Origin of the sequence: Pseudodesulfovibrio mercurii, from assembly GCF_000189295.2 — a bacterium.
GTDB lineage: Bacteria > Desulfobacterota > Desulfovibrionia > Desulfovibrionales > Desulfovibrionaceae > Pseudodesulfovibrio > Pseudodesulfovibrio mercurii.
The window spans coordinates 3,846,864-3,858,580 of record NC_016803.1 but is presented as its reverse complement, the minus strand read 5'-3'; the positions used below and the strand labels follow the sequence as shown (position 1 = coordinate 3,858,580).

Genomic DNA, 11,717 nt, shown 5'->3' with positions numbered 1-11,717 from the left:
ATAAAACCCACAGTGCGCCGACGTTTTCAGCCGGGTCAGTATGAAACACCGGTGTAACAAGGGTTTTCACGGTCTCAATTTTTTCTAGAGAGCAAGAGTTTCAACAGCTGTGGAAAAACTTTTCAACAGTAAGAAATCCACATTTCATCGGATTAGACAGCCTTACACTCTTTTTCTTGCCCTTCATTTTTTATTTGTGACATCCTGTTCCCTACGAAACCGGGAGATAATCGGTATGGATGAGCGCAACACATTGAAAACAATGATGATATAAAAGCAACAATCATTCCTATACAAAGCCGCCGTCCAAATCCGTAACACCAATATCCCGCAAAAGCCCCGAGGGACAAGGGCTGCCGGGGATCGGTCCGTTAGGAACAGGTGCAACAAGTCGGATTAAAAGGCAAAAAAAACACCGTAACCGAAACGTCAAGAAGGACGGGGGCTCTCGGCAACGGGAGAAAATCCCAGTCTATGGAAAATTAATCAGCCCTGCGTCTGGCGGGTCGGGTATTTTCCGCAGGCGAATTTTGGGGATTCCGGGCAGTATCCGAGCTGCTCGCAGCGCGCCCCGCCGTTCTTGAAGAGGGCGGGCAGCTTCTCCTTGCAGATGGCCAGCATCTCGTTGGCCATGGCCCGGACCTCCCACTGGGCGCGGTTGCAGCAGCGCAGGTGGAAGAAATGGTGCAGGCTGCGGCAGTTCATGGTCAGGACGATCTTGGTCTCGGCCGCCTGGGGCAGGACGAAACGGGCGTCCTCGTTGGCCTTGGACTTGCGTCCGTTGGCCACCAGGATGTCGCGCAGGTCGGTGTAGGCGGACTGCACCTCGGCCATGAACGACTCGAACCGCTCCCTGGCCTCGGGAATTTTCGCGATGGCCGGAGGCAGGATGTAGTCCATGTCGTTCTCGGCCACGTAGCGCTGGCTCTGCTGCGAGTAGGAGGCGATGCGGTGCCGGACCACCTGGTGGGAGCAGGCCCTGGAGATGCCCTCCACCGCGAAGGTCATGGACACGTGCTCGATGGGGCTGTCGTGGCCCGACTCCATGGTCTTGGCCACGAAGTCCGCCTGGACCTCGGGATCGATCTCGCCGGAGAGCAGCCGGGGCCACATGTCGGCCACGAACCCGGCGTGGTAGCACTGGCGAAACGCGGCGTAGATGAGGGACAGGGCATTGGGGGTCACGGCCAGGCATTCGACCCTGAGTTGCTTTTCCGGCATGTATCGAGCTCCAATATATATGTAGTGGATGGGTGAAGGGTCTTCCTGCTTACCGCAAACCGGCCGGGCTGTCACCAGTCCCCGGTCCCCGCGTCAGGCCCGAGCGTCCGGCTAATAGCCGATCTTCTCCAGGGCGTCGTCCACCAGCTCCGCCGGGGACCGCGCGCCCTGCAGGATGAAGTGGAGCACGCTGTATAAGGTCGGCTCCACCTCGGCCAGCCGGGCCGAGAGCGTCCGCCACAGTTCGTCCGCGTCCGCGACGCCGTCCCGCTCGGCCACCCTGCCCGAGAGCAGCCGGGTGTCGGCCAGGAGGTAGAAGACCTTGCCCGCCGGGTGGATCAGCGGCCGGACCTCGGGGTGGTCAGCCAGCCGGTCCGGGAGCACGATGATCGCGCCCTGTCCGGCCAGGGCCTCGGCGGCCGAGGCCGCGTCCACGGGCGCGAGCACGGGCTTGCCGGTGCGCTCGGCGAGCAGACGGGCCAGCTCCGCCCGGCCCGAGCCGGGCAGGCCGAGCAGGACCACGTTGCCGGTCTCCCGCCACGAGTCTGCGTAGTCCTCGCGCCGCTCACCCCGGACGTAGCCCCGGGTCGCCCCGGCGTCCTCCACCTCGTATTCCTCGTTGATGAGATATTTGCCCATGCCCTTTCCGTTCCGTTGCAGGTTTGTGTTGCCACGGGCACGGTATCAAGTAGGATGGCGGAAAGGCAAACCCTAAACCGACCGCCATGCCCAAGGAACTGATCCACTTCAAGACCGCCGAAATGACCGCCGCCCGGCTGGCCGACACCCGTTTCGCGCCCGGCCTGGCCGCCCGGCCCCAGGCCATGCTTCTCGGGGCCGTGTTCCACGACGCCCTGTTCTTCGCGGCCCTGCCCCGCGCCCTGCCCATGGCCCGGCTGGCCCATCGCCTCCACGGGGCCCGGGGCGAGGACACCTATGCCCTGCTCCGGCTCCAGGCGCGCCACGCGGCCGGGGCCACGGACCGCGACCTGGCCGCCGCCCTGCTGGTGGGCATGGCCTCCCACCTGTGGGCGGACACGGTCATGCATCCCATGGTCTGGCACCTGACCGGCGACTACTACGCCGACTCCCGGCGCGAGAAGTCCCTGGCCCGCCAGCGTCACCGCGCCCTGGAGTCGCTCATGGACATGACCGCCTGCCCGGAGATGCTCGGCCGCCCCCTCTACCGCATCGGCAACCAGCTCGCCTCCCTGGGGCCTGCCCTGTTCGAGGCCCTGCCCATGGACGGCCTGGCGGACCTGGCGGGCGTGGGGCCTCGGCGCGCGGTCCCGGCCCTGGCCTCGGCCTTCGGGCTGTTCGCCCGCTTCCAGTCCCTGTTCCCCCGGACCGGGCTGGCCGGAGCCCTGTACCGGGCCGCCCCGTGGCTGCCGGACACGGCCAGGGAGATCGCCGCCCTGTTCTATGCCCCCCAGTGGCTCGAACAGGGGGCCCGCGTCGCCAACGCCATCCGTTACCGCGACCCGGTGTCCGACGAGGTCCGCGAGGAGACCCTGGCCCGGCTCATGAACCGGGCCGCCGACCGGGCCGCCGACCTGTGCCGCCGACTGGAACCGGCGGTCTTCGACGGGGCCGGGCGCATCCTGCCCGAGGCCGGGCCGTCCCTGGATTCGGGCCGACGCGGCGCGGGCACCAAAGACATGCGCCACATGGCCGATCCGCTCTTTCCGACACTTCCGCAACATTCCCGATAGGATGTTGCCCTGCCAACGCAAATGCCGTATCGTTTGCCCATAGTCCACACAACCAACCAGGAGTCGTCATGAAAAAATACATCCTCATCGGCGCAGGCGTCCTCGTCGCGGGCATCATCACCGCCATCGTGCTCGTCATCCTCAACCTCGGCGACCTGATCAAGACCGCCGTGGAGGAGTTCGGGCCGCCCATCACCAAGACCGAGGTCCGCCTCGGCGGCGCCGACATCTCGGTCCTGTCCGGGTCCGGAACCCTGTCCAACTTCTACCTGGGCAACCCGCAGGGCTTCAAGATGCCCAGCGCCGTGGAGTGCGGGACCATCCGCGTCAAGGTCAACACCGACTCCCTGACCTCGGACAAGATCATCATCGAGGAAATCTACGTGGACAGCCCGGTGATCAGCTACGAGAAACGCGGCAACACCGACAACTTCCAGACCATCGTCAACAACATCCAGAAGACCGTGGCCGGTGAAAAGACGGCCGCCAAGTCCGAGGAGAAGAAGTCCGAGACCGGCTCCGAAAAGAAGATCCAGATCAACGACTTCATCGTCAAGAACGGCAAGATCAACCTCGGAGGCTCCCTGCTCGACGCCTTCGGGGACCAGGGCATGGGCATCGACCTGCCGGACATCCACCTGAAGGACATCGGCAAGGAAAAGGACACCACCCCGGCCGAGGCCTTCGCCCAGATTCTCGGCGAGATGACCGGCGACGTGACCGGCACGGTCACCCAGGTGACCAAGCAGCTCAAGGAAGCCCTGGGCAAGGCCGTTGAAGGCGCGGGCAAGGCCGTGGAGGGCGCGGGCGAGGCCGGCGAATCCGTGGGCGGCGCCATCAAGGGGCTGTTCGGCGGCTCCAAGGAATAGCACCGAACCGAACGCGACATCAGGGGCCGCCCCGGCACATGCCGGGGCGGCCTTTCCCGTCCTCGCCCTCCGCACCCCGCCCTTGCCGTCCGCCCCCCGAATACAGTAAAGGTCCAGAGCATGAGCCCCACCCCGTACACGGCCGAAGCGGTCCTGGACAACAACGCCCTGGCGGACCTGCGCGTCCGCGTCCAGGGCAAGACCTGGCATCTGTGGGGCCGCGACGGGCGCGGACGCGAGGCCGAACTGGCCGCAGGCGTGCCGGACGACGGGCTGCCCGTGCTCCTGGGCGCGGGCCTGGGCCATGCCCTGGACCTCCTGCTGGAGCGCGGCCTGCCCGTGGCCGTGGCCGACCGGGAAAACGCGCTTCTCGAACTGACCGGGGCCCTGGACGGCCGTTCCGCCGGGACCTGCCTGCACCTGGACGCCCCGGACCCGGCCGAAGTCGTGAAGCGACTCGGCGAGTGGAGAAAACAACACGGCGGCCGCCCGCTGGTCCCGGTGATCCTGCCCCTGTACCAGCGCCTGGACCGCGACTGGTACGGCGCCCTGGCGAGGACCCTCAAGGCGGGCGCGGCCACGGACTTCTGGTCCCTGGCCCGCTATCCCAAGTTCCGCAACGCAGGGCCGCGCGTGCTCTTCCTCGACTCGGACTACTTCCTGTGCCGGGAGATCCTGGCCGCCCTGGACCGACTCGGCGCGGCCCACCGCACCCTGCCGCTGGACGACCGCGAGATCGGCTCGGGCGCATTCATCGAGGGGCTGCTCAAGGCGGTCGTCGACTTCCGCCCGGACCTGGTCCTGACGGTCAACCACTTCGGTCTGGACCGCGAGGGCAAGCTGGCCGGACTGCTCGACGACCTCGGCCTGCCCCTGGCCTCCTGGTTCGTGGACAACCCGCGCCTGATCCTCTTCGACTACGACCACCCCGGCGCGGACAACACGGTCATCTTCACCTTCGACGCGGGCAACCTCGACGAGATGCGCGCCAGGGGATTCCGGCACGTCCACTACCTGCCCCTGGCCACGGACCCCCACCGCTTCCGCCCGGACGCGGGCCCGGCCCCGAGCCGGTGGACGGCGGACCTGTCCTTCGTGGGCAGTTCCATGACCCGCCCCGTGGCCAAAAGCCTGGCCCTGGCCGGGCTGCCCACCCCCCTGGCCCGTGAGTACCGGGCAGTGGCCGGGGCCTTCGGACGCTCGGGCGAGACCTCGGTCACCCGGTTTCTTGCGGCCGAGCGGCCGGCCTGGCTCGCGGCCGTGACGGCGTTGCCCACGCGCGAACAGCGGCTGGCCGCCGAAGCCCTGCTCACCTGGGAGGCTACCCGGCAGTACCGCCTGGCCTGCGTGCGGGCCACCCTGCCCTTTTCCCCGCTCATCGTGGGCGACGACGGCTGGGCCGGGCTCCTGGACGGGGCGGACGCGCGGCTCCTGCCGCCACTGGATTACTACGCGGACCTGCCCCGCTTCTACCCGCGCTCGAAGATCAACTTCAACTGCACCAGCCGCCAGATGAAGGGCGCGGTCAACCAGCGGGTCTTCGACGTCCCGGCCTGCGGCGGCTTCCTGCTGACCGACCACCGCGAGCAGATGGAGGACCTCTTCGATCTGGACCGCGAGGCCGCGGTCTACCGTAGCGTGGAGGAGATTCCGGACCTGGCCCAACGGTTCGCGGCCGACCCGGCGGCGCGCACGGCTGTGGTCCGGGCCGCGGCCCGGCGCATCCTGGCCGAACACACCTACGAACACCGGTTGCAAAGGCTTCTTGATGTTGTCCGCGAGACCTTTGCCTGACCCCGGCAGTTCCTGCCTATCGGCAGTTTTTCTCCAATAATCACCGCATACTCTCGGCGCAATCCTGCGGCGCACACCGCCCTTTGCGGGCTGTCGTGAAGACGGCTCCGGGCCGCGCTCGGGGCCGTTTTTCCTTTCCACGTTCAGGGACGTAAAAAATCGTTCACGCAACCTAAAGTTTTCTTCGCCGTCGCCGATGAAGTGGGCAACAAAAGAAAGGTTTCCCGGCGGCATGTGACCGACCGGGGTAAGACCTAGGCATGGAAGCCAAAACAATTTCAAGGAGGAAATTATGTCCCTGGTTATCAACCACAACTTGATGGCGATGAACGCTGCGCGCAACCTGGGTGTGTCCTACGGCAACCTGGAAACGTCCACCCGTCGCCTGTCCTCGGGTCTGCGCATCACCCAGTCCGCCGACGACGCCGCCGGTCTGGCCGTCCGCGAATTGATGCGTGCCGACATCAGCTCCCTGCAGCAGGGCATCCGCAACGCCAACGACGCCATCTCCCTCATCCAGACGGCGGACGGCGCGCTCGGCGTCATCGATGAAAAGCTGATCCGTATGAAGGAACTGGCCATGCAGGCCTCCACGGGTACCTACAACTCCGACCAGCGCCTGATCATCGACTCCGAGTACCAGGCCATGGCCTCGGAAATCACCCGTATCGCCAACTCCACCGACTTCAACGGCATCTACCTGCTCAACGGCGCCCTGTCCGGCGCGACCCACGACGGTTCCGGCCTCAAGGCCACCGGCAAGCTGAAGGTCCACTTCGGCACCGGCAACGACTGCGCGGAAGACTACTACTACATCCAGATCGGCACGGCCACGGCCTCCGCTCTCGGTGTCGGTCTCGGCGCCACCGGTACCGCCGGCCGCTCCATCTCCACCCAGCAGCTGGCGCAGCAGGCCCTGGACGTCCTGAACAACGCGATCATCTCCAAGGATAAGATCCGCGCCAACCTCGGTTCGCTGCAGAACCGCCTGGAAAACACCGTGACCGTCCTGGAAATCCAGGCCGAGAACGTCCAGGCCGCCGAATCCCGCATCTCCGACGTGGACGTGGCCACCGAGATGACCGAATTCGTGCGCAACCAGATTCTGACCCAGTCGGCTGTCTCCATGCTGGCCCAGGCCAACAGCATGCCGAGAATGGCCCTGTCCCTGCTCGGCTAGGCAGTCATCGCATCGCTTCAAGGCGACTTTCGGGCCGGGCTCCTTTGGGGTCCGGCCCATTGTTTTTACTGGATATTTTTATATTACCACCGTGGCATCAGGTTTGCAGACCATTTCATACCTAATGGAATGGGAAAAAACTTCCGATCAAGGATGCAGCCATGGCAGACAGCACGTATACATCGGGTTCCATCAACTTTACCGGCCTGGGCAACGGGACGGACTTCAACACGCTCATCGACGGGCTCGTCGATGTCGAGCGGACCCGTGTCACGCGGCTGGAGAACTGGAAGGCCACCTGGGAGGCCAAGAACGAGCAGTTCCAGGAGCTCAACACCCAGCTGCTCAGCCTGAAGACCACCCTGGAGGGCATGGACACCCTCAATGAGTTCATGACCAAGGCCGTGGGCAGCTCCAACACCAACCTGCTGACCGCCTCGGCCGACGCCGAGGCCCTGGAATCCACCCACTCCGTGGTCATCAACCAACTGGCCACCAACGACATCCTGATCACCAGCTCCGGGGCGAGCTCCCTGGACGCGGTCATCACCTCCGCCGACACCTCCTTCACTTTTTCCTACGGCGGCGAGTCCGTGACCATCGACGACATCTCGGCGGGCACGACCCTGCAGGGCTTCGTCAACCTGATCAACAACCACCCGGATTCGCGGGGGATCATCCAGGCCGCGACGCTCTTCGACGGGACCTCGTACCACCTCCAGCTGTCGGGCAAGGGGCTGGGCGCAGACAACCAGCTGGTCATCTCCAACGCGGGCTCGATCATGTTCGGCGCGGGCAGCTTCACCGAGACCCAGAACGCCCAGAACAGCCAGATCCGCGTGGACGGCTTCCCGGCCTCCAACGCGGGCTGGATCGAACGCGGCTCCAACACCGTGGACGACATCATTCAGGGCATCACCCTGAATCTCAAGGAGGCGGACCCGGACTCCACCATCAGCCTGACCGTGACCACGGACACCGACTCCATCGTGGACAACATCGGCACCTTCGTGGAATCGGTCAACGTCATCCGGGCCCAGATCATCGCCCTGACCCAGGTGGACGACGAGGGCGAGGGGTCCATCCTGACCGGCAACTACGGCATCGACATCGTCTCCCAGAACCTGAAGAACATCACGGCCAACATCGGCGTGGGCTTCAGTCCCTGGGACGAGGACACCCTGTCGGGCGACAAGTACTCGGCCCTGTCCCAGCTCGGCATCCTGACCGACGCCGAACAGGGCTCGGCCACCTACGGGCTGCTGACCATCGACTACGAGCAGCTCGAGGAGGCCCTGTCCGAGGACCCCACGGCCGTGGCCGAACTCTTCGCCCTGGAGCCCACAGGGGTCAGCCGGACCACGGACTTCACCTTCACCTCGCTCATCGACGGCACGACCATGCCGGGCGAGTACGACATCCAGGTGGTCAGCGACGGCACCCAGATTCTCAGCGCGACCATCAACGGCGAGGACGCCGCGGTCTCGGGCTGGGAGATCACCGGCCTGACCGGCGACGCCAAGGGTATGGCGCTCAGGCTGAACAACACGGCGGCCGGGACCTACGAGGGCCAGATAGCGGTCAAGGCGGGCAAGGCCACCGAGATGATCGACGAGCTGACCGAACTGACCAAGCCGTACAACAAGTTCACCTACGACGGCGGCCCCCTGGCGGTCCTGCAGAACAACTACAACGACATCATGGACTCCATCGACGAGAAGATCGCCTGGGAGGAGACCAGGATCGAAAAACTGGAACGGAACCTGCGCTTGAAGTACGCCCGGCTCGACTCGCTGCTCGGCCAGTACGAGCTCCAGCAGGGGCAGCTTGAAGCGGCATTGGAACAGCTTGAATAGCGAGGAGTAATTGATGGCCAACCCAGCGAAGGCATACCTGGCGACCCAGATCGAAACCACCACCCAGGGGGAACTGCTCCTCATGCTCTATGAGGCGGCGATCAAGTTCCTCAAGCAGGCGAAGCGGGAAATCGACAACAGGGACTATGCCAAGAAGGGCATCTACATATCCAAGGCCATGGCGATCATCCATGAGCTGTCCGAGAGCCTGAACAAGGAAAAGGGCGGGGAGATCACTCCCAAGCTCGGCCAGCTGTACATGTTCTGCACCACCCAGCTGGTCAAGGCCAATATCCGCCTGGACAACCGGATGATCGACGACGTCATCAAGATCCTGGACGGCCTGCGCTCGGCCTACGCCCAGATCGTGCCCATACACGACGGCAAGGCGGCTCCCGGCGACACCGTGTCCATGGGCGCCCCCCGGCCCGTTGCCCCGCCGGTCCCCCCGGCGCCCCCGGTCATGCCCGCACAGGTCCCCCCGCAGCAGGCCCGGCCGGTCCAGCAGGCCAAGCCCGCCGCGAAACCGGCGGCCCAGCCCGCGCCCCAGCCCGCGGCGCCGGTCTCGCCCGCCCCGTTGCGCAGCGGCGCGGCGGCGGCCAAGTTCCGCGCGGCCAACGCCTACAACAACGCCAACCGGTGACGCAAACGGCCCCGCAAGGGGCCGTTTCCATTGCATCATAGACGGACGTTTACAACACATGCGGCATGTGTCACCTTGCCGCCATGACTGCATCCCCTGTGCGCGTGCTCCACGTGATCAAATCCCTGGGCCTGGGCGGCACGGAGAAGGTCATGCAACTCTTCGTGACCAACCTCGACCCGGCCCGGTTCACCCCGGCGGTCTACAGCCCGGTGGACGGGCCGCGCGCCGCGCAGATCCGCGCGGCGGGCGTGGACACGTACATCGGCCCCAGCCTGCTCGACACGCTCAAGCGCTTCCGGCCGCAGATCGTGCACCTGCACCGCGCCGGATGGCCCGAACCGAACCTGCTCGTGCCCCTCAAGCGCTTCCGTGTGCCCGTGGTGGTGGAGACCAACGTCTTCGGCCGCGACGACCCCAGTCCCCAGGCCGGGATCATCGACCACACCCTGTTCGTCTCCCGCTTCTGCCTGGCCCGCTACGCCCACGTGCTCGGCGAGCCCCTTTCCCCGGACCGCTACGGCTGGCTCTACAACCCCGTGGACACGGACTTCCTCGCCCGAACCGCCGCCCCTGACCGGGACTTCTCCCGCCCCGTGGCCGGACGCATCTCCCGGCCCGATCCCGGCAAGTGGTCGCGCATCGCCCTGGACTTCCTGCCCGGCCTGGTGCGCGACGTGCCGGACTTCCGCTACCACGTCATCGGCGGCATCCCCGAGGCCGTGGACTTCGTCCGCACGCACCGCCTGGAGCGCAACGTCCTTTTCCACGACCAGGTGGAGACCGACGCCGGGATCGCCGCCTTCCTGGACGGGGTCTCGGTCCTGGCCCACGCCAACGACGCGGGCGAGTCCTTCGGCCTGGCCATCGCCGAGGCCATGGCCTGCGGCCTGCCCGTGGTCACCCACCCGAGCCGGGGGATGCGCGACAACGCCCAGCTCGAACTGGTGGAGCACGGCGTCACCGGGCTTGTGGCCCGCAGCGCGGAAGAGTATGCACGGGCTCTCAACTACCTGTTTTCCCACCCGGACGAGGCCCGGCGCATGGGCCGGGCCGGACGGGACAAGGCCGCGCGCCTGTTCCGCATGCAGACCATCGCCCGCAGGCTCGAGGCCGTGTACCTGGACCTGCTCCGACGCAAAGGAATCACGCAATGAACAACGCATTGATAAAGGAATATACCGCCACGGTCCTGGCCTTCGGTTTCCGGGACGAGACCGTTGCGCCGCCCACTCCCCCGGCCACAGCCCCCGCCGACCCCGCCGAAACGGCCGCCTTTGCCGAGCGCTCCCTGCGCATCCTGGACAAGAGCCGGGGCGAGACCCTGGTTCTGTTCGGCCTGGGTGACGGCGAGCACGCCCTGGCCCTGGCCGCCGGGTTGCCGGAATCGGCCCGGCTCATCGTCTGCGAGACCGCCACGGCCACGGCCCGCGCCTTCCTGGCCGCCCACCCCGAGTGGAACGGGCGGGACGCGCGCACCCTGGTCCTGGCCGACACCTCGCCCTGGGCCCACATCTACGTCCTGGCCATGAGCGGGGTCCGCCCGGACAACGCGGCCCTGGCCCTGAACCCCTCCCTGGACGGGGACGAACGCGCCCGGTACCGCAATCTCCAACGGCTGTTCGGCAGCGCCAAACCACACCAGGCCATCAACAGCTCGTATCTGAGCCACGTGGGCGTCCAGGCCCCGGACCTGTCCGTGGGCGTGATCCTGGCCCCGGACGAACCGGACCTCGACGGCTTCTTCGCCCAGTTCCCGGACTGGGTGAAGGAAGTGGTCGTGGCCTGGGACGCGGCGGCAGTGCCCGAACGGGACATCGCCTGCGCCGCCCCGGTGCGCCACCTGGCCCGCCCCCTGGACGACTTCGCCGCCCAGCGCAACCACGTGCTCGGCCACTGCGAGGGCGACTGGGTCCTGTTCCTGGACGGCGACGAGCGGTTCAGCGAGGACGTCTGGGGGCTGCTCACGGCCTGCATGCTGGTGAAACGGCTGACCGCCTGCTGGTTCCCGCGCATGACCCTTTACCCGGACGAGACCCGCTGCAAGGCGGGCTACGGGCTGTGGCCCGATCTGCAGCTGCGCCTCTTCCGCAACGAGGACGGCGTGCGCTTCACCCGGCCCGTGCACGAACGGCTGACCGGCGTGACCGGGCGCACCGCCCTGGTCCTGGACGCGCCCATCCTGCACTACAGTCGGCTGCGCAAGTCCCCGGACGCACTGGCCGCCAAGCTCGAACGGTTCGACGCGGCCTCGGGCGGCCGCATCCGCCACGTGCTCAGCGACGACTACCCGACCATCCCGCGCGCCCTGCTGTCCGAGGCGACCTTCCTGGTGGGTTCCCTGTCCATGCTCCTGCTGGAGGAAAATCCGGCCTGATGCGCCGCCCATTGCAGATCGCTTGATTCTGACCTACAAAATGTATACGACCGATCATCGATGAT

General features: G+C 66.3%; 10 protein-coding genes. 8 read left to right on the top strand and 2 right to left on the bottom strand.

Annotation, left to right across the window (positions count from 1 at the left end):
- Positions 1-486: 486 nt before the first annotated feature.
- Positions 487-1,221 carry an FAD-dependent thymidylate synthase gene (thyX, locus tag DND132_RS17460; protein ID WP_014324097.1) on the bottom strand — a complete coding sequence of 245 codons (735 nt, stop codon included), beginning with the start codon at positions 1,219-1,221 and terminating at the stop codon, positions 487-489.
- A 111-nt stretch (positions 1,222-1,332) separates the two neighbouring features.
- Positions 1,333-1,860 carry a hypothetical protein gene (locus DND132_RS17455; RefSeq protein WP_014324096.1) on the bottom strand — a complete coding sequence of 176 codons (528 nt, stop codon included), beginning with the start codon at positions 1,858-1,860 and terminating at the stop codon, positions 1,333-1,335.
- A gap of 86 nt (positions 1,861-1,946) precedes the next feature.
- On the opposite strand from DND132_RS17455, the gene DND132_RS17445 reads away from it, so the two are divergent.
- From DND132_RS17445 to DND132_RS17410, 8 genes are all read left to right on the top strand, one after another.
- Entirely contained in the window at positions 1,947-2,933 is a 987-nt protein-coding gene (locus tag DND132_RS17445; protein ID WP_014324095.1) for a zinc dependent phospholipase C family protein, read from the top strand.
- 68 nt (positions 2,934-3,001) lie between these two features.
- Positions 3,002-3,802 carry an AsmA family protein gene (locus DND132_RS17440; RefSeq protein ID WP_014324094.1) on the top strand — a complete coding sequence of 267 codons (801 nt, stop codon included), beginning with the start codon at positions 3,002-3,004 and terminating at the stop codon, positions 3,800-3,802.
- Between the two features lie 120 nt (positions 3,803-3,922).
- Positions 3,923-5,596 (top strand): glycosyltransferase family protein, encoded by a 1,674-nt coding sequence (locus DND132_RS17435; RefSeq protein ID WP_014324093.1) that lies wholly within the window; start codon positions 3,923-3,925, stop codon positions 5,594-5,596.
- Positions 5,597-5,888: 292 nt separating this feature from the next.
- On the top strand, positions 5,889-6,776 hold the full coding sequence (locus DND132_RS17430; RefSeq protein ID WP_014324092.1) for a flagellin N-terminal helical domain-containing protein: 888 nt from the start codon (positions 5,889-5,891) through the stop codon (positions 6,774-6,776).
- A 161-nt stretch (positions 6,777-6,937) separates the two neighbouring features.
- A complete protein-coding gene (gene fliD, locus DND132_RS17425; RefSeq protein WP_014324091.1) occupies positions 6,938-8,632 on the top strand; it encodes a flagellar filament capping protein FliD in 1,695 nt (564 codons plus the stop codon).
- Between the two features lie 13 nt (positions 8,633-8,645).
- Positions 8,646-9,275, top strand: coding sequence for a flagellar export chaperone FliS (gene fliS / locus DND132_RS17420; protein ID WP_014324090.1), 630 nt, complete (start codon positions 8,646-8,648; stop codon positions 9,273-9,275).
- Positions 9,276-9,358: 83 nt separating this feature from the next.
- Complete coding sequence (locus DND132_RS17415; protein WP_014324089.1) at positions 9,359-10,432, top strand: glycosyltransferase family 4 protein; 1,074 nt, start codon at positions 9,359-9,361, stop codon at positions 10,430-10,432.
- The gene (locus DND132_RS17410; RefSeq protein WP_014324088.1) at positions 10,429-11,652 is read left to right on the top strand and encodes a glycosyltransferase; all 1,224 of its coding nucleotides are present in this window, start codon (positions 10,429-10,431) and stop codon (positions 11,650-11,652) included. Before DND132_RS17415 ends, DND132_RS17410 begins: the two co-directional genes overlap by 4 nt.
- The last annotated feature ends 65 nt before the right edge of the window (positions 11,653-11,717 follow it).